At 68.5% G+C, this 17,814-nt stretch carries 17 protein-coding genes and 1 riboswitch; of the genes, 8 read left to right on the top strand and 9 right to left on the bottom strand.

What is annotated here, in order from left to right; translation table 11 throughout:
• Positions 1-10: 10 nt before the first annotated feature.
• Positions 11-634 carry a LysE family transporter gene (locus AC1DH3_RS10105; protein WP_476891904.1) on the top strand — a complete coding sequence of 208 codons (624 nt, stop codon included), beginning with the start codon at positions 11-13 and terminating at the stop codon, positions 632-634.
• A gap of 19 nt (positions 635-653) precedes the next feature.
• Here the strand turns inward: AC1DH3_RS10105 and AC1DH3_RS10100 are convergent, their stop codons facing one another.
• The 6 genes from AC1DH3_RS10100 to AC1DH3_RS10075 all read right to left on the bottom strand — a co-directional run bounded on the left by AC1DH3_RS10100 (position 654) and on the right by AC1DH3_RS10075 (position 7,274).
• A complete protein-coding gene (locus AC1DH3_RS10100) occupies positions 654-2,246 on the bottom strand; it encodes an acyl-CoA synthetase (RefSeq protein WP_476891903.1) in 1,593 nt (530 codons plus the stop codon).
• A 42-nt stretch (positions 2,247-2,288) separates the two neighbouring features.
• Positions 2,289-3,632, bottom strand: a complete 1,344-nt coding sequence (locus tag AC1DH3_RS10095) for an MFS transporter (RefSeq protein WP_476909220.1) — start codon at positions 3,630-3,632, stop codon at positions 2,289-2,291.
• 41 nt (positions 3,633-3,673) lie between these two features.
• A complete protein-coding gene (locus tag AC1DH3_RS10090) occupies positions 3,674-4,129 on the bottom strand; it encodes a MaoC family dehydratase (RefSeq protein ID WP_476909219.1) in 456 nt (151 codons plus the stop codon).
• A gap of 79 nt (positions 4,130-4,208) precedes the next feature.
• A complete protein-coding gene (locus tag AC1DH3_RS10085; RefSeq protein ID WP_476891901.1) occupies positions 4,209-5,429 on the bottom strand; it encodes an acyl-CoA dehydrogenase family protein in 1,221 nt (406 codons plus the stop codon).
• A gap of 1 nt (position 5,430) precedes the next feature.
• Positions 5,431-6,324, bottom strand: coding sequence for an amidohydrolase family protein (locus tag AC1DH3_RS10080; protein WP_476891900.1), 894 nt, complete (start codon positions 6,322-6,324; stop codon positions 5,431-5,433).
• Positions 6,321-7,274 carry an SDR family NAD(P)-dependent oxidoreductase gene (locus tag AC1DH3_RS10075; protein WP_476909218.1) on the bottom strand — a complete coding sequence of 318 codons (954 nt, stop codon included), beginning with the start codon at positions 7,272-7,274 and terminating at the stop codon, positions 6,321-6,323. The genes AC1DH3_RS10080 and AC1DH3_RS10075 overlap by 4 nt, the downstream gene beginning before the upstream one ends.
• Before the next feature lie 123 nt (positions 7,275-7,397).
• Between AC1DH3_RS10075 and AC1DH3_RS10070 the strand changes: the two genes are divergently transcribed.
• Complete coding sequence (locus AC1DH3_RS10070) at positions 7,398-7,871, top strand: MarR family winged helix-turn-helix transcriptional regulator (protein ID WP_476909217.1); 474 nt, start codon at positions 7,398-7,400, stop codon at positions 7,869-7,871.
• Between the two features lie 61 nt (positions 7,872-7,932).
• Here AC1DH3_RS10070 and AC1DH3_RS10065 read toward each other — a convergent pair whose 3' ends face one another.
• Entirely contained in the window at positions 7,933-8,967 is a 1,035-nt protein-coding gene (locus AC1DH3_RS10065; RefSeq protein ID WP_476909216.1) for a S1C family serine protease, read from the bottom strand.
• A gap of 191 nt (positions 8,968-9,158) precedes the next feature.
• Here AC1DH3_RS10065 and AC1DH3_RS10060 point away from each other — a divergent pair, with 191 nt between their 5' ends.
• Together AC1DH3_RS10060 and pabB are read left to right on the top strand one after the other, a co-directional pair.
• Positions 9,159-9,746 (top strand): low molecular weight protein-tyrosine-phosphatase, encoded by a 588-nt coding sequence (locus AC1DH3_RS10060; protein WP_441416589.1) that lies wholly within the window; start codon positions 9,159-9,161, stop codon positions 9,744-9,746.
• Positions 9,743-11,803: an aminodeoxychorismate synthase component I gene (gene pabB, locus AC1DH3_RS10055; protein WP_476909215.1), complete on the top strand. Its 2,061-nt coding sequence runs from the start codon at positions 9,743-9,745 to the stop codon at positions 11,801-11,803. Before AC1DH3_RS10060 ends, pabB begins: the two co-directional genes overlap by 4 nt.
• A gap of 21 nt (positions 11,804-11,824) precedes the next feature.
• Here the strand turns inward: pabB and cls are convergent, their stop codons facing one another.
• Entirely contained in the window at positions 11,825-13,300 is a 1,476-nt protein-coding gene (gene cls / locus AC1DH3_RS10050) for a cardiolipin synthase (RefSeq protein WP_441416587.1), read from the bottom strand.
• 93 nt (positions 13,301-13,393) lie between these two features.
• Between cls and AC1DH3_RS10045 the strand changes: the two genes are divergently transcribed.
• The 4 genes from AC1DH3_RS10045 (at position 13,394) to AC1DH3_RS10030 (ending at position 16,587) form a co-directional block, all read left to right on the top strand.
• Entirely contained in the window at positions 13,394-14,371 is a 978-nt protein-coding gene (locus tag AC1DH3_RS10045) for an aminodeoxychorismate lyase (RefSeq protein ID WP_441416586.1), read from the top strand.
• Between the two features lie 121 nt (positions 14,372-14,492).
• Positions 14,493-14,607: riboswitch (SAM riboswitch) on the top strand.
• A 14-nt stretch (positions 14,608-14,621) separates the two neighbouring features.
• Positions 14,622-14,939: a DUF1737 domain-containing protein gene (locus tag AC1DH3_RS10040; protein WP_441416585.1), complete on the top strand. Its 318-nt coding sequence runs from the start codon at positions 14,622-14,624 to the stop codon at positions 14,937-14,939.
• Positions 14,936-15,382 carry a rhodanese-like domain-containing protein gene (locus AC1DH3_RS10035; RefSeq protein WP_441416584.1) on the top strand — a complete coding sequence of 149 codons (447 nt, stop codon included), beginning with the start codon at positions 14,936-14,938 and terminating at the stop codon, positions 15,380-15,382. The genes AC1DH3_RS10040 and AC1DH3_RS10035 overlap by 4 nt, the downstream gene beginning before the upstream one ends.
• Positions 15,379-16,587: an O-succinylhomoserine sulfhydrylase gene (locus AC1DH3_RS10030; protein WP_476909214.1), complete on the top strand. Its 1,209-nt coding sequence runs from the start codon at positions 15,379-15,381 to the stop codon at positions 16,585-16,587. The genes AC1DH3_RS10035 and AC1DH3_RS10030 overlap by 4 nt, the downstream gene beginning before the upstream one ends.
• On the opposite strand, the gene AC1DH3_RS10025 is transcribed toward AC1DH3_RS10030, so the two are convergent.
• Positions 16,584-17,813 carry a glutamate--cysteine ligase 2 gene (locus AC1DH3_RS10025; protein WP_441416582.1) on the bottom strand — a complete coding sequence of 410 codons (1,230 nt, stop codon included), beginning with the start codon at positions 17,811-17,813 and terminating at the stop codon, positions 16,584-16,586. The genes AC1DH3_RS10030 and AC1DH3_RS10025 overlap by 4 nt on opposite strands.
• Between the last annotated feature and the right edge of the window lies 1 nt (position 17,814).

Here is a 17,814-nt window from a genome sequence, read left to right as displayed (position 1 = left end):
GACTTGGTAGGTGCAACTTTCCCTCTGGCTGGCCCTGGCCGGCGCCGGCGTCCTGATCAGCTTCACGCCGGGTGCGGGCGCCATCAACACCATGAGCAACTCCCTGAACTCCGGCTTCCGGCGTTCCATCTGGGGCATCCTTGGCCAGCAGGCCGCCTTGGTGGTGCACATCCTGATCGTGGCCCTTGGCGTCGGGGTGCTGGTGGCGAGCTCGCCGCTGGCCTTCAACATCATCCGCTACGCCGGAGCCGCCTACCTCGTCTACCTGGGCATCCAGCAGTTCCGGCACAAACCCGATCTGGACCAGGATAAGGCCGCCGCGCTCCGCAACGAGCCGGCGCTCTCAATGTTCCGCCGCGGCCTGTGGGTCAACCTGCTCAACCCCAAGGCGATCGTCTTCTTCCTCGCCTTCATGCCGCAGTTCATCCGCCCGGACCAGCCACTCCTGCCGCAGTACCTCGTGCTGTCCGCCACCGTGATCGTGATCGACATCCTGGTCATGTGGTTCTTCTTCGCGGCAGCCGCCACGAGCTTCCAGCGCTTCACCCACGACGCCCGCGGGCAGCGGATCCTCAACCGGACCTTCGGCGTGCTGTTCATGGCCGTCGGCGTGCTGCTGGCGCTGATCCACTAGCCGCCGCGGACCCGGGCCGCTACTGTCCGTTCGCCGTAGTCAGTTTCCGCAGATCTGCCTTCCGGATCTTGCCGCTGGCGGTCCGGGGCATTTCGGCCACGAAAACCACGGACTTGGGGATCTTGTACCGGGCCAGCCGGCCCTCCAGGTGGCTGCGCAACTGCTCTTCGGTAAGCCGGGCGCCGTCGCGAAGCAACACCACGGCCCGCGGCACCTCACCCCACCTCTCGTCCGGCACGCCGATCACCGCGACGCTTCCGACGGCGTCGAGCTCGGCGATCGCCTGCTCCACCTCGGCCGGGTAGATGTTCTCCCCGCCGGAAATGATCATGTCCTTGAGCCGGTCGGAGATGAACACGAAGCCGTCCGGGTCCTTGTAGCCCATGTCACCGGACTTGAACCAGCCATCCGGGGTGTAGGAATCGGCCGAGGCCTCAGGACGGTTCCAGTACTCCCGAATGACGTTCGGGCCCTTGATCTGGATCTCCCCGACCGTTCCGGGCGCGGCCGGGCCGGCCTCCGGATCAATGGGGTCGGCCACCCGGACATCCGTGAAGAAATGCGGAAGCCCCGATGACCCGGCCTTGTCCCGGGACCGCGCGGCAGGCAGGGTGGTGGCACCCGGGGCCGTTTCGGTCATGCCATAGCCGTTGGAGAACCGCAGGCCCCGCCGCTCGTAGGCCTCCAGGACGCGCATCGGCACCGCGGAGCCGCCGCAGGTCAGCTTGTTCAGCGAGCCGAGGTCCGTGGCGTCCCAGTCCGGGTGCTCACACAGCATCTGGTAGGTGGTGGGAACCCCGCTGATGGTCGTGGCGCGGTGCTGCTGGATCAGTTCCAGCGTCCGGCGCGGATCGAACTTGGCTTCCAGCACCACGGTGCCGCCCTTCAGGAGCGTCGGCAGCACGCCCATATCCAGCGAGGCCACGTGGAACATCGGAGAGATCATCAGGGCCACGTCGGTGGAGGAGAAATCGAAATCCACCAGCACGTTGAGGCAGTTCCAGGTGATATTGCCGTGCGTCAGCAGCGCCCCCTTGGGGTTGCCGGTTGTTCCCGAGGTGTAGAGAATCATGGCCCCGTCGTCGAGGCCCACGGGCTCATCCGGCGCCAGCTCGGAACCGGACGCCACCACGTCTTCAAAAGCCTCGACGCTGCTGGAATCGGACCCTGTGCCCTCGGTACCGCCGTCGGGCGCTGCCCCGTCGGGCAACGGCGAGTCGACGACGACGATGCGGGCACGCACCTCGGTCGCCGCCGAGCCGCGCTCCGCGAGCCCGGCGAGCGCCGCCGCGTGGACCAGAAGCGCGGCGCCGCTGTCCCGGAGCTGGAACTGGATCTCGGGCGGAGCCAGCCGGGTGTTGAGCGGCACGAAGACCGCACCGAGCAGCCCGGCGGCAAACAGTGTTTCCAGGAAGGACGGATCGTTCTCCCCGAGGTAGGCCACCCTGTCACCTTTGACCACCCCGCGATCGCGGAAGGCGTTGGCGAGGCGGGCGGCCCGCCGGGCAAGCTCCTCGTAGCTGAGCTCCCGTGTTCCGGCGATGACGGCAGTCTTAGTGCCCGACTTTGGTCTGCGTCGTTGCAGCCACGAGCCGATGCCAAGATTCTCCACGGCAAATCCTTTCTAGTTAGACGGTAATGCCTGCGGGGCCGGTTAGGACCGGACGGCTTCCAGAACGTTGTTCTTCGGCTCCCGCGTCAGCAGGATGAAGACGATCGATACGACAGACATGATGGCGAGGTACCAGACGACGGACGAGGTGTTCTGGCCGGAATCCTTGAAGATCTGCGCCACAATCCCAGGCGTGAACCCTGCCCCCAGGAGGGTGGCGAGCTGGTAGCCCAGCGACGCGCCCGTGTAACGGGAGGTGGTGCCGAACTGTTCGGAGACAAAGGCCGCGAGCGGGCCGAACAGCGTCGAGTGGATCATCAGGCCCACCGCGAACGCCACGAAGATCAGGCCGATGTTGTTTGAGGACAGCAGTTGGAACATCGGGACGAGGTACGCGATGAAGAGGAGCAGCCCGCCGATCATCACGGGCCGGCGGCCCAGCTTGTCGGAGAGCCGGCCGCCCATGACCACGAAGATGATGGAAACGAACGACGCCGCCGCGAAGGCGTAGAGCACGCCCTGCCGGTCGGCGCCCTTGGACACCGCGTAGGTCACGGAGAAGGTCGCCAGCACCACCTGCAGCGCAAATCCCGCCGCACCGGCCAGCATGGTGAAGATGAGGGTCTTGGGCCGCCGCAGGACCTGGAGCAGCGGGATTTCGCGGCGCCCGGCGCCCTCTTCGGCCTGTTCGGCTATTTCCTGCTCGAGGGCAGCCTTGAAGATCGGGCTTTCGGAGACCTTGAGCCGGACAAACATGCCCACCCCCAGCAGGACGAAGGACAGCAGGAACGGCACGCGCCAGCCCCAGGCGAGGAACTGTGCGTTTGGCAGGGCGGAGAAGGCGCCCATCACGAGGGTGCCAAGCACGGCGCCGGTGGGGGCGCCCGCGTTGACGAAGGACGCGGCGAAGCCGCGCTTTCCGGACTCCGAGTGTTCCAGCGCCATCAGGGCGGCCCCGCCCCATTCGCCGCCGACGGCGATGCCCTGGAACACCCGCAGGATCACCAGCAGAACCGCACCCCAGGGGCCGGCCACCGAGGCGTCCGGTACGAGCCCGATCAGGGTGGAGGCAATCCCCATCACCAGCATCGAGACGATGAGCATGCCCTTGCGGCCCAGCTTGTCGCCGAAGTGGCCAAAGATGATGCCGCCCAGGGGACGCGCGACGTAGCCCGCGGCAAAGGTGCCATAGGCGGCTACGACGCCCACCCAATCGTCCATGCCGGAAAAGAAGACCTTGGGGAAGACCACGGCGGCAGCCGTGGCATAGAGCAGGAAGTCGTAATACTCGATGGTGCTGCCGAGGTAGCTGGAGGCGATGACGGTCCGCGCCTCCCTGCGACGCGTGCCAGCGTCCATGGACTGCAACTGGGAAATCTGGGACATCGTTGTTCCTTGGGGCGGTGGGGATACTGGGGGTGAACGGTTTACTTGTAGAAGCGGGCGAGGAATTCGGCGACGACGGCGGGTCGTTCCTGGCCTTCGATCTCGATGGTGTTGGAGACCTTGATCTGGGCGCCGCCCTTGACCTCGGTCACTTCGGCGATCGTGGCGCGCATCCGGATCCGCGACCCCACTTTGACCGGGGAGGTGAAGCGGACCTTGTCGAGGCCGTAGTTCACCTTGGTGGTGACGCCTTCGACGTCGAACAATTCGCCCCAAAACGGGATGATGAGCGAGAGCGTCAGGAAGCCGTGCGCGATCGGGGCGCCGAAGGGCCCCTCCTTGGCGCGCTCCGGATCCACGTGGATCCACTGGTCATCGCCGGTGGCGTCGGCGAATTTGTTGATCTGTTCCTGGGTGATTTCGCGGTATTCGGTGATGCCGAGGTCGGTGCCGGCGAGGGTGAGCAGTTTGTCGAAGTCGACGACGAGGTTGGGCATCTTTGGCTCCTGGTGTAGGTGGGTGGGGCGACGGCGGACCCGGCTGGAGGGCACCGCCTGGTGGCAAGAGGGTGGACGCTTAGTGGGTGAAGGCGCTGTGCCCGGTGAGTGCGCGTCCGATGATCAGGGCATTGATTTCGTGGGTGCCTTCATAGGAATAGACGGCCTCGGCGTCGGCATGGAACCGGGCGACGTCGGCCTCGAGCGTGATGCCGTTGCCGCCCACCACTTCACGGGCGAGCGCCACCGTTTCGCGCATCAGCAGGGAAGTCTGCATCTTTGCCAGGGCCGAGTCCTGGTCCCGGTAGATGCCTTTGGCTTGTTGTTCGGTCAGCCTGACCACGAGGGACAGGGCCGAGGTGACGTTGCCGAGCATCCGGGCGAGCTTCTCCTGGACGAGCTGGAAAGACCCCAGGGACCGGCCGAACTGCTCCCGCTGCGTGACGTAGCGGGTAGCTGCCTCGAACGCGCCGGCGGCCACGCCGGTTGCGATCCAGGCGACGTCCGAGCGCATGGCCCGGAGCATGGCGGCCACATCCCGGAACGAGTTGACGTTGTGCAGGCGCATGGACTCGGGGACGCGGACCTCTTCGAGCGTGATGTGCGCATTCTGCATCATCCGCAGGGATGTCTTGCCGTGGATTTTCTCCAGGGTCACCCCGGCGGCCTCACGGTCCACGAGGAACGCTTTGACCTGTGCGTCCGCCTCGTCGCGGGCGAACACCGCCAGGACGTCGGCGGTGGCTGCTCCCCCGATCCAGCGCTTGGCGCCGTTGATGACCCAGGTGTCGCCCTCCCGCCGGGCGCTTGTGGAGAGCCCGCCGGCGATGTCCGAGCCGGACTCCGGTTCGGTCAGCGAAAAGACGCCTTTGAGGGAGAAATCGAGGACCTTGGGCATCCACTCGGCCTGCTGTTCCGCGGAGGCGCCGACCCGGATGGTGGTCCGGAACAGCCCGGCCTGGGCCGTGTAGAACGTGGCCAGGGACGCATCGGTTCTGGCGAGTTCGAAGATCCGGAAGCCGTGGTAGATGCCGCGGGCGGGTGTTTGCCCCGCACCCGGGGCGCCTGTCAGTTCCGCGGGCTCCATCAGGTCCAGGTCGATCAGCGGCCGGGCCAGCTGGTCCGGGAACTCGCCGCGCTCCCAGTACTCGGCGAGCAGCGGCCGGGCCTGTTCGTCCAGGAAGGCGCGCAGCCGGCCCAGGACCCGCCGTTCGGCGGGGGTGAGCAGGGATTCCGCGTCGTAGAAATCGCAGACGCCGTAGAGCCGCTCCTGCGCGGCGAGTTCCGAGTCCACGCTCACCTCAGGCCTCCAGACCGAGCAGGCGGACGGCGTTGTCCTTGAGGATCTTGGGCCGGACCTCGTCCTTCAGCGGCAGGTCCGCGAAGGCGCCCAGCCATTTCTGCGGGGTGATCAGCGGGAAGTCGGTGCCGAACAGCACTTTGTCCTGAAGCACCGAGTTGGCCATCCGGACCAGCGACTCGGGGAAGTACTTCGGGGACCAGCCGGACAGGTCGATGAACACGTTGGACTTGTGCGTGGCGATCGAGTTGGCCTCGTCCTGCCACGGCACCGAGGGGTGCGCCATGATGATCTGAAGCTCCGGGAAGTCTGCGGCGACGGCGTCGAGCAGGAGCGGGTTGGAGTAGGCGAGCTTGATGCCGAATCCGCCGGGCAGTCCTGCGCCCATGCCGTTCTGGCCGGTGTGGAAGATCGCCGGCAGGCCCAGTTCCTGGAGGGCTTCCCAGAGCGGATAAAACTGCTCGTTCGAGGGGTCGAAGCCCTGCAGGCTGGGATGGAACTTGAAGCCGCGTGCGCCGAGATCCACGGCCTGGTGCTTGGCGCCCTGGATGGCCTCGGCGCCGGTGCGCGGGTCAACGCTGCCGAACGGAATCAGCACATCGTTGTTCCGGGCCGCCCCGGCGATCAGCTCGGGAATGCTGTTGGGTTCGTGCTTGAGCTGGGTGCGGGCGTCGACGGTGAAGATGACGGCTGCCATGTTCAACTCACGGTAAATCTCCGCGATCCGGTCCAGTGACGGCGTCCGGTCCTCGGCTTTGAAGTACTTGGCCGAGGCTTCGGTGAGTTGGTCCGGCAGGGAGCCGTGCCCGTGGCCGTCGACCTCGAGGTGGACGTGCATGTCGATCGCAGCGAGCTTTGCGGCGTCGACGCCGAGTTCGTAGCGTGCGACGGTCATGGCTGGCCGACCTTCGCAGGTGCCGCTGCCGGTTCCGGCTGCAGGTCCTCCGGCAGCGGCAGGAACTCCTCCCCCACGCTCTGCAGTTTGTCGCCGAAGAGCGCGCCGAAGTTCTCGACAAGGTCCTCGTAGCCCCAGCCGCCCTCGCGGTACTCGGTGGCCGCCGCCTCGGGATGCGTCCAGAGCTGCAACCTGTCGCCGCCTGCGCCGATTGCCTGGCCGCTGATTCCGGAGGCAGCGTCGGAGGCCAGGAAGGCTACCAGCCCGGCGACGTCGTCGGCGGTGCCGAAGCCGAGGTCGTGGCGGAAGAAGGCCGGCATGGCCTCGCCGCGTTCGTCCGCCTCGACGGCCTTCTGGAAGTACGGCACGGTCTTGGTCATCGCCGTGGCGGCCACCGGGATGACGGCGTTGGCGGTGACGCCCGCCTTCTTCATCTCCAGCGCCCAGGTGCGGACCATGCCCACGATTCCGGCCTTGGCGGCGGCATAGTTGGTCTGGCCGAAGTTGCCGCGCTGGCCGGTGGGAGAGCCGATGGTGATGATCCGGCCGGGGATCCCGTTCTCCTTGAAGTAGCCGAACGCTTCCCGGGCACAGGTGAAGGTGCCGCGCAGGTGGACGTTGATGACGGCGTCAAAATCGTCATCGGTCATCTTCAGCAGTGACTTGTCCCGCAGGATTCCCGCGTTCGTGACCAGGATGTCCAGCCGGCCAAACTCAGTAACGGCGGCCTGCACCAGCTGCCTGGCGACCTCGGAGCTGCCCACCGGCGCGACGACGGCGGCCGCCCGTCCGCCGTCGGACTCAATGGTCCGGACCGCATCGGCCGCGACACCTTCATCCACATCGTTGATCACGACGGCGGCGCCCTGCCGGGCCAGCTCCCGGGCGTAGGCCAGGCCCAGGCCGCGGCCGCTTCCGGTGACGATTGCTACTTTTCCTGCCAGGCTCATCGCTGCTCCTTTGCTAGCTGCCGTGTGCATCCTGCCGCTCGGCATGGGATGCTGTTCTGCATCCATGAAAGTATGGATAATTGAGAATGTCAATGATTTATTTTCTGGACTATTGGAGTGGCCATGACGACCGAAGTAGACGAAGCGCCGGGCACCCGGGCCGCGGACAAGCTCGTGGCGGCGTCGATCAGCCTGGATGCCGGTTTCCTGCTGGCCAAGCTGCACGCCGCCGGCTCGATCCTCAACAACCGGGCACTGGCCGAATTCGGACTCAAGGAACGCTCCTACTCGGTACTGGCCCTGGCCAACAGCGGACTGGAGCCCACGCAGCGCGAAATGGCGGAATTCCTGAGCCTCGATCCCAGCCAGATCGTGGCCCTCATAGATGAACTCGAGAAGCGCGGCCTGGTGCTCCGCGCACCCGGAAGACAGGACCGCCGGGCCAAAATTGTTTCCGCCACGGCGGAGGGATCCGCCGTCTTCCGGCAGGCCGAGTCAGCCGCACGGGCGGCCGAATCCGAGGCCCTCGCCGGTCTCAGCCACGCCGAGGTCGTCGAGCTGAAGGGCCTGCTCCGGAAGGCGCTCTGGAACGAATAACTCTGAGTCCGCGCCCCACCCGCCCGCAGGGGGCGAGCCGCCCCGGTACCCGCGGGCGGGATCAGCCGCCCGCGCGAAGGCCCGGCAGCAGCGCCCTGACCGTGTCCGCCGCGATCGCGAAGCTGATCCCGTTCGCGGCGGTCCGCGAGGTCGACGTGGCCACCATGGTGTTGATGCCGACCACGCGGCCCCCGGCGTCAAGCAAGGGGCCGCCGGAGTCGCCCGAGCTGATCGACGCATCCGTCTGCAGCAGATTCACCAGCCGGGACTTCCTGCCGAAGCCGGCCTCGGCCGCGGTGGTCCGCCCGGTGGCCGAGATGATGCCGGTGGTGACGCTGGGTCCCCCGTTTAACCCCAAGGCGTAGCCGATGGCAACGACGGCGTCCCCGGGCGCCGCAGACCCCGAGTCGCCCAGCTCCAGCACCGGCAGGTTCTTCACGCCCTCGACCCTCAACAGCGCCAGGTCGTGATCGCTGTCCGCGGCGACGATGCGGGCAGCGCGCGTGCTCGAGTCGTGGAAGGTTACGGTCACGCTTGAGGCTCCACCGACCACGCCCCTGACCACATGGGCGTTGGTCAGGATTTCCCCCGAGCTGCCGATTACTATCCCCGTCCCCTCGGCCGTCGCCCGGCCGCCGCCGCCGGGATCCAGGAACGGGTTGGACTGCGTGGTGGTGGCCTTCACGGCGACCACCGCGGGCAGGGCTGCCGCGAGCAGTGCCTTGATATCGGCGGGATGGTCGGACACCCCGCCGCCGGTGACGTACTGCTTGACCACGGTTTCGGCTCCCCAGCCACTGGCGCGGGCAACAAGCAGGGCCGAACCGGCTCCGGCGAGCGCGGCGACCAGGAGGATGCCCAGCAGCTGCAACAGGCCCAGCGAGAACCGGTTGGCCCGGCCGCCGGATGCTTTTGTCCCTGTCCGCGCGGCGGCCGCCTCTGCAGATGGCGCAGGCCTGGCTGGCCCGGCCGTACCGCCCGTCCCGTCCGACCCGTCCCTCCCGTCCGAGGCGGCCTCCGGCGCAGCCCCGTACGGCGCGTCCCCGTCCGCGGCTCCGAACCCAGGCGTTTGGACCGGGGAATCCTGATCCGTCATGGGACACAGTCTGGGAGCGGCACCGACGGCGGTCCAGAGCATTAGGGCCCGCCGGGACCGCCAAGGGCGGCGGTCCCGCCAACAGCGGCGGCCCGGCACACTTGACGCGAACGGAAAGCCGTATGACAGGACTTGTAATATTGCTCGGGTTCCGGCTAGCCAAGAGGCCTCGGCATCCGCCATGCTTAGTCATGACCTCAATGTCGAGCCAGTACCGGATCATCACGGTCTGCACCGGAAACATCTGCCGGTCCCCGATGGCCGAACTGATGCTGGCGGAGGCCGCGGCCGCTGCCGGGCTTACCGGCGTCGACGTCGATTCTGCCGGCATCACCTCCTACGAGGCGGGCCGCCCGATCGATCCCCGGGCCGCCCGCAAACTGGCAGCCCACAACATCCCTTCCGAGCTGCATGTCGCGCGCGAGTGGCGCAGCGAGTGGTTCCACTCGCGCGAGCTGATCCTGGCTCTTGATGTGGACCATTACGGCTGGCTGCGCCAGGCCGCGCCGGATCAGGCCTCGCTGGCGAAGATCCGAATGTTGCGCAGCTTCGACCCCGCGGTCGCCGACAGGGATCCGCTGGATCAAGGCATCGAAGACCCCTGGTTTGGCGGGCACACCGACTTCGACAACACCTGGGAGCTGATCCACGCCGCCGTCCCCGGCATCCTCAAGCACGTCCGCGCCGCCCAGCTGCAGGCCCGGGCAGGGCAGCCGAAGCAGCAACAAGACCAGCCGCACCGGGACGACGCGGGGCACCGGGTACGCTCTAGTTCATGAGCCGCGCACCCGTCATCATCGCCATCGACGGGCGCTCCGGCGCAGGAAAGACCACCCTCGCGATCGAACTCGCGGCCCGGCTCCGGGAGCACCATAAGGTCTCGCTCTTCCACTTGGAGGACATCTACCCGGGCTGGAACGGCCTGGCCGCCGGCATCGAACGCTATGCCGCCACCGTGCTTGCCCCGCTGCGCCGCGGCGAACCGGCCCGTTGGGTCAGCTGGGACTGGGAACAGCACTACGACGGCGCGACCCGCCTCACCCAGCCGGCCGAAATCGTCCTGGTCGAGGGTGTGGGCGCTGCCGCCGCGGCCGCCATGCCGTTCCTCGACGCCGTCGTCTGGGCCGATTCCCCCGAGCAGGAGCGCCGCACCCGGGCCCTTGGCCGCGACGGCGCGAGCTATGAACCCTACTGGGAGCAATGGGCCGGGCAGGAAGACGAATGGCTGGCCGCCGACGATGTGCCCTCCCGCGCCGACGTGCGGGTGCTCAACCGCGCCGACGGTGCTGCGCCGAGCGAGGTGCTGCAGGCCCTCCAGTACCTCCCAGCCCTGGCCCCGGTGCTGCTTCCCGAGCTGTCGGCCCGCCGCGGACTCCAGCTGACCGCCGAGCGGATCGATGCCGCGCCGGACCCCGCCCGGCTCTTCGAAACGCTCTACGGCCGTTCGCCGAATGCGGTCTGGCTCGACTCCTCCCTGCCCCCGGACGGCCGGGCCTGGGCCCGGGAGGCCGCCGAACGCAGCCGCTTCAGCATCCTGGCGGACGACGGCGGCAGCTACGGCCAGTCGGTCCGGCACCGCTCCGGCCGGACCCGGGTGCGTGTCGGCAACGCCACCGTGCAGACCGAGGGAGGGTTCTTCCGCTGGCTCGACGGGGTCTGGGGGCGCCGGGCCCTGCGCGCTCCGGAGGGCTACCCGGGCGAGTTTACCCTCGGCTGGCTCGGCTACCTCGGTTATGAACTCAAGCGCGAGACGGGCGGCAGCGACGTCGAAGCCGACACCCCGGATGCCAGCCTGATCTTCGCCGGCCGCGCCGTGGTGCTGGACCACCGGGAACGCACGGTGTGGCTGCTCGCCCTCGACGCCCCGGACGCCGGCGATTGGTTGGCCGCGGCACGCGCGGCCATCGCGGCGGCGGCCACGGACCTGGAGCCTCCCGGCGGCACGCCCGGCGGCGCCGCCGGGAACACCCCGGCCGCGGAGTTCAGCGCCCGGGACACCGAAGCCGCGTACAAGGCCAAGATCGCCGCGGCGCAGCACGAAATTACCGAGGGCAACAGCTACGAGGTCTGCCTGACGACGGCGCTGACGGCCACCGCGGCCGCCGGGGAGCTCGATCCGTGGCAGGCATACCTGGCGCTGCGCCGTCGCAACCCGGCACCGTTCGCGAGCTACCTGCGCCTGGCCGGCCTCACCGTCGCCAGCACCTCCCCGGAGCGCTTCCTGCGGATCGCCGCCGACGGCGCGATGCGCGCCGAGCCGATCAAGGGCACCCGGCGCCGGGCTTCCGACGCCGCCCGCGACGAGTTGCTGCGCCGCGAGCTGGAAACTTCACCCAAGGACCGGGCCGAGAACATCATGATCGTGGACCTGCTCCGCAACGACCTGAGCCACTTCGCGGTGCCCGGTTCCGTATCGGTCAGCAGGCTGTGCGCGATCGAAAGCTACGCCACCGTCCACCAGATGGTCAGCACCATCGATGCGCGTCTCCGGCCGGGCATGCCGCGGGCCGAGGCCGTGGCGGCCTGCTTCCCGGCCGGCTCCATGACCGGTGCCCCCAAGGTCAGCACCATGGCCATCCTGGACCGGCTTGAGGCCGCACCGCGGGGCGTCTATTCGGGGGCGATCGGCTACTTCTCGCTCAGCGGGGCCACCGACCTCGCGGTGGCGATCCGGACCCTGGTGGTGGCTGCGGGCGCGGACCGGGGAACCACGCTCAGCCTCGGCGTCGGCGGCGCCATCACCGCGGATTCCTCACCCCAGGAGGAGTACGAGGAGATCCGGACCAAGGCCTTCGGCGTGCTCTCGGCGCTCGGCGCGGAGTTCCCGGCGGGCTAGTCCACGCGTGAGCCGGCCTGGCTACTGCAGGGTCGACGTGAGCCGGGCGACGTTGTCCACGTACTTGACCCCCATGGGCCGCTTCATCCAGTCCTCGAGCGTCAGTTCCCTCGAAATGCCGCGGTACGTGTCCTCGACGGCGCTGATCCGCTGCACGATGTCCTCGCCCAGGAGCATCACCGAGACCTCGAGGTTCAGCGAGAAGGAGCGCATATCCATGTTGCTCGAACCCAGCACGGCAACCTCGTTGTCGATCGTGAAGTGCTTGGCGTGCAGCACGAACGGGGCCTTGTAGAGGTAAATCCGCACCCCGGCCTCCAGCAGCGCCTCGTAGTAGGACTGCTGGGCGTGGTGGACCAGGAACTGGTCGCCCTTTTCCGAGACAAAGAGTTCGACGTCGACGCCGCGCTGCGCCGCCGTCGTCACCGCGTAGAGCAGCGAGTCGTCCGGGACGAAGTACGGGCTGCAAATGGAGATCGTGCGCTGCGCCGAGTAGATCAGCGTGTTGAACAGGCGCAGGTTGTTTTCGGTGATGAAGCCGGGACCGCTGGGCACCACCTGGGCGGTGATGTTGCCGGCGTGCAGTTCGGGCCGGTGGGCGAGCTGGTGCTCCAGGGATTCGTCGGTCTCACTGAGCCAGTCGGTGGCGAAGACCACGTTGAGGGTGGTGACGATCGGCCCGCGCAGGCAGGCCATCAGCTCGACCCATTCCCGGCCGATCTTGCGGTGCCGCGGGTTGTTGTAGGACGGTTCGATCAGGTTCTGTGACCCGGTGAAGGCGACCTCGCCGTCGATCACCATGATCTTGCGGTGGTTGCGCAGGTCCGGGCGGCGCCACTGGCCGTGCACGGGCCGCAGCGGCAGCATGGGCCGCCAGCGGATCTTGCTGGCCTTGAGCCGGGCGATGAGCTTGCTGTACCCCTTGATCCGCAGGGTGCCCAAGTGGTCGAACAGGAGGCGGACTTCGACGCCGCGCTCGGCGGCCTCTTCCATCGCCGTCAGCAGGTCATCCGTGATGTGGTCCGAGCTGAGGATGTAGAACTCGGCGTTGATAAAGGACTCGGCTTCGCGCACGGCCGCCGCCATCGCCTTGATCGAATCCGGGTAGCCGGGCAGGAGCTCCACGTGGTTGCCGTCCACCATGGGCAGGGAACCGAGCGTCTTGTTCAGCTCCGCTGCGGAGGACACCCATTCCGGGCCCTCGTACTTGCTTTCCACCATGGCCAGTTCCGACGTCCCGGCCCGCACCCGGGTGTTCACCGCGTCCTGCTGCGCCCGGCGCTTGCGGGAGAGCCGGAAGTTGCCGAAGAGCAGGAAGAGGACCACGCCTACGGCCGGAACGAAAAAGATGATCAGGAGCCAGGCCATGGCCGTGGTGGGGCGGCGGTTGCCCGGGATGATGCCGAGGGCAACGACCCGGATACCGAGGTCGATGACGGTCAGGATCAGGATCACCCAGGACGGAAGTGACCCCGCCAGCGAAAATGGCCACAGCACAGGCAAACCCCTCAAGCTCCAGACCCGCGGAACAGTTCCGGAACGGGCAACCCGCACAGCTTATCCCGACCCGGGCCGCACTAAGCTGAAGGCATGACTACCCCCGCCTCTGTTCCGGCCCGCGCGACGGTGCTGGTGTTCCTCGATCCCGCGTTTGAGAACGGCCGCGTCGCCGACTCGTCCAAGCCGCAGCTGATGGCCACCGACCAGGGTGCCACCCGCGGCGACGGCGTTTTCGAGTCGCTGCTGGTGGTGGGGGGACGCCCGCGCAAGCTGCAGGCCCACCTGACCCGGCTGGCCGGCTCGGCGCGCGCGCTGGAGTTGGACATCCCGGCGGAGGACGCCTGGCGGCGCGCGATCGAGACCGCGGTCAGCGAATACCGCGGCCGGGCCGCCACGGCGGTCGGAGCCGCCGGCGACGGGGCCGGCGGAGCGGACGAGGTCGTGGTGAAGCTGCTCGCCAGCCGCGGCGTGGAGGGCGCGGCCACGCCGACGTGCTGGGTGCAGGCCTCCCCGCCGCCGGAAGCCGGCCGCCGGCAGCGCGAGACCGGCATCGACGTCATCCTGCTGGACCGCGGCTACGACAGCGAGGTGGGCGAACGCGCCCCGTGGCTGCTGCTGGGCGCCAAGACCCTGTCCTACGCGGTCAACATGGCGGCGCTCCGGTACGCCCACCACCAGGGCGCGGACGACGTCATCTTCACCTCCGCCGACGGCCGGGTCCTGGAGGGCCCGACGTCGACCGTGCTGCTGGCGCACCTGGAGACCAGCGACGACGGCGCCGGCGGCGTCCGCACCGTGCGCCGGCTGATCACCCCGCAGCTGGACAGCGGAATCCTCCCGGGCACCTCGCAGGGCGCCCTGTTCACCGCGGCCAAGGCCGCCGGGTGGGAGCTCGGCTACGGCCCGCTGGTACCTGCCGATCTGTACGACGCCGACGCCGTCTGGCTCATCTCAAGCATCCGGCTCCTCGCCCCGGTGAACCACATCGACGGCAAGGAGATCGGCACCCCCGAACTGCGGCGGCAGCTCACGGCCGAGCTCAACGAACTGTTCGCCACGATCGAGTAGGATCCGGCCGGTCCCGGGTGATGCTGCTCCGCCCCCGGAAAGGTGCCATGCCAGCGTCCGCGTGACTTAACATGACGACGCCGCCGGTGCCGCCGGCGTCGTAAGTGCTACGTTTTTGGGGAGTAATGAGACCCGGCGCCAAGCCCTGACTGGCCGGTCGGCAACCCTCCCTTTCGCGGCGGGGTGCCTCAGGTGAATACTCGGCATATCGACCATTCGAGCTGCAAGCGTGAAAGTAAGGAGATCCGTCGTGCCCGACGCATCCGCACCCGCTGTGCCCGCCACAGCCCCAGCCCAATCCCCCGCCGCACCCGGACCCGCCGAGGAAAGACTGGCGTACCGGCTGTTCACCGGGCCCGATGACCGCAGCTTCTGCGAGCGCGTTTCGGCCGCCCTGGCCGAGGGCTACGTCCTGCACGGCAGCCCCTCCGCCACCTTCAACGGCAGCACCGTGATCGTGGCCCAGGCCGTCGTGCTGCCGGCCGCGATCGCGAGCGCCGACGCCGCCGTCGCCAACGCGGTGGATGAGCTCGACGGCGCCGAGTTCACCGGCGAGGGCCACGCATGAGTTACGCCGGAGACCTGAGCCCGCAGGAAGCCTGGGCCAAGGTCGGGGCGGGCGCCATCCTGGTGGACGTCCGCACCGAGGCGGAATGGTCGCAGATCGGCGTCCCGGTCACCGGGGCCGGCACCGAAGACCGGCAGGCTCCGCTCTTCGTCCAGTGGACCCTGGCCGGCGGAGCCCCCAACCCGCGTTTCCTGGAGCAACTGCAGCAGCAACTCCAGCGGCAACTGCGGCAGCACGCGCCTGGCGCCACGGCGGCCGAGCTCATCTTCCTGTGCCGTTCCGGCGCCCGCTCGGTCGCCGCCGCGAACGCCGCCACGGCGGCCGGCTTCACCGCCTACAACGTCCTCGAGGGCTTCGAAGGCGAACCGGGCCCGACCGGCGCCCGGACCGTGAACGGCTGGAAGAACCACGGCCTGCCGACCAACCTGGAAAGCACTAAGTGAGCTTCAATCCCAATGCCCAGGGCTGGAGCCCGGACACCCAGGCCGTCCGCGGCGGACTCGACCGCACCGGGTTCCAGGAAACCACCGAACCGATCTTCCTGAACTCGGGCTTCGTCTACGAATCCGCCGCCGCGGCTGAGCGCGCCTTCACCGGCGAGGACGAACGGTTTGTCTATTCCCGCTACGGCAACCCCTCGGTGGCCACCTTCCAGGAACGCCTCCGGCTGTTGGAGGGAACCGAGGCGTGCTTTGCGACGGCGTCGGGCATGTCAGCGGTGTTCACCGCGCTCGGGGCATTGCTGGGGGCCGGCGACCGCGTGGTCGCCGCCCGCTCGCTCTTCGGATCCTGCTTCGTCATCCTCAATGAGATCCTGCCGCGCTGGGGCGTGGAGACAGTCTTCGTGGACGGCCCGGACCTAGAGCAGTGGCGGTCGGCGCTGGCCGTGCCGACGACGGCCGTGTTCTTCGAATCTCCCTCGAACCCCATGCAGGAAATTGTGGACATCGCCGCCGTAAGCGAACTGGCGCACGCCGCCGGTGCGACCGTGGTGGTGGACAACGTCTTCGCCACTCCCCTGCTGCAGCGGTGCGGGGAGCTGGGCGCGGACGTGGTCGTGTACTCCGGCACCAAGCACATCGATGGCCAGGGCCGGGTGCTCGGCGGCGCGATCCTGGGCACCCGGGAATTCATCGAGGGCCCGGTCAAGCAGCTCATGCGCCACACCGGCCCGGCATTGTCCGCCTTCAACGCCTGGGTGCTGAGCAAGGGACTGGAGACGATGGCCCTGCGGGTGAACCACTCGTCCGCCTCGGCGCTTCGGCTGGCCGAATGGCTGGAGGCCCAGCCCGCGGTCAGCTGGGTTAAGTACCCGCTGCTGCCGTCCCACCCGCAGTACGAGCTGGCCGCCAGGCAGATGAAAGCCGGCGGCACGGTGTTGACTCTGGAGCTTTCGCCCTCGCCCGGCCGCTCCGCCAAGGAAGCCGCGTTCGCGCTGCTGGACGCGTTGCGGATCATCGATATTTCCAACAACCTCGGTGATTCAAAGTCCCTGATCACCCATCCGGCCACCACCACGCACCGCGCCATGGGCCCGGAGGGGCGCGCGGCTATCGGGCTGAGCGACGGCGTCGTGCGGCTCTCGGTGGGGCTGGAAGACGTCGAGGACCTGATCCGCGACCTCGGGCAGGCGCTCAAGCAGGTCTAGCCCCGGCGCACCCGCGAAAGCACGGGGGCCGGTTCTGACATTCCCTCGGCGTCCGCACCGTGCATCGTGACCCGCACGGCATGGGCGACGACGGCGGCCAGGCCGGCGTCGTCGGAGGGGGTGTCCAGCCCCGGAGCGCAGAGCGCCTGGCGCTGCAACTGCGAGCCCGTGCCGTGCGCCAGGACGCGGTCCACGCCGCGGCGCACCAGGTCCAGCTCCCCTTGCTCCGCCAGGACGGGGGCCACGAAGTCGACCAGGGCGTGCGCCACCTCGCCGGCGGGAGCGGGACGGAAGCTGCCGAAGTCCAGCAGCTCGCCGCGCAGCCCGCAGTTGCTGGCCTGCCACGCGGCCATTTTTAGCAGGACCGTCGGCACCGGGGCCGGATCCACGCCGTCGCGCCACTCCCGGCTGGCGGACTCCACGAGGGCGCGCACCAGCACCGCGATCAGCGCCGCGTCCTCCGCCCGCAGGCAGACATCCGCGACCCGGACCTCCACAGTGGGGTGGTGGCGGGCCAGCCGGGCATCAAAATAGATCATCCCTTCGTCGAACAGCACCCCGCTTTCCAGCAGCCTCGTGACCACCCGCCGGTAGACCGGAAGGCTCCCAAATATCATGGAGGGCCCCGCCGCCGGCCAGCGGTTCCAGGCCTGGGTGCGGTAGCTTTCGAAGCCGGTCTCCGTCCCGTTCCAAAAGGGTGAGTTGGCGCTGAGCGCGATCAGCACCGCCAGTTTGTCCCGGATCCGGTCGAGGACGGCGACGCCCTCCTCGGGGGACTCGATGAAGGTATGGACGTGGAAGCCGCACGTCAGCTGCTCCTGCACCGTAAGGCCGAAGCGCTTCTGCATGGTGGCGTACCGCGGGTTGGGCGTCGTGTGGGTGGCAGCTGCCAGCGGCGATGTGGCCAGGGCTGCCACCCGGGCTCCGTGCATCCGGGCTACGCGGCCCGCGAAAGCCCGGGACTGCCTGATTTGCTGGAGCAGCGCGCTGTGGTCAAGGCAGGGCACGGTCTGGGTCTCGATCTGCTCCAGCTTGAGCTCGAAACTGAAGCCCGAGTCATCGTGGTTCGGATCCGCGGCAGACGCCGCCGTGGCGTCGGCAGACGCCGCGGCCGCTGCCGCGGTGGCGGGTTTCAGTCCGCGCAACAGTGCGTCGGCCAGTGCCAGCGGGACCCCGGTAACGGGATCCACGATCAGCAGTTCCTCCTCTACGCCAAAGGTGCGCATG

The sequence above is a fragment of the Arthrobacter sp. 05L428 genome, assembly GCF_056397665.1.
Note: the sequence above shows the minus strand (reverse complement) of the source record. Positions and strands in the feature narration are given on the sequence as shown.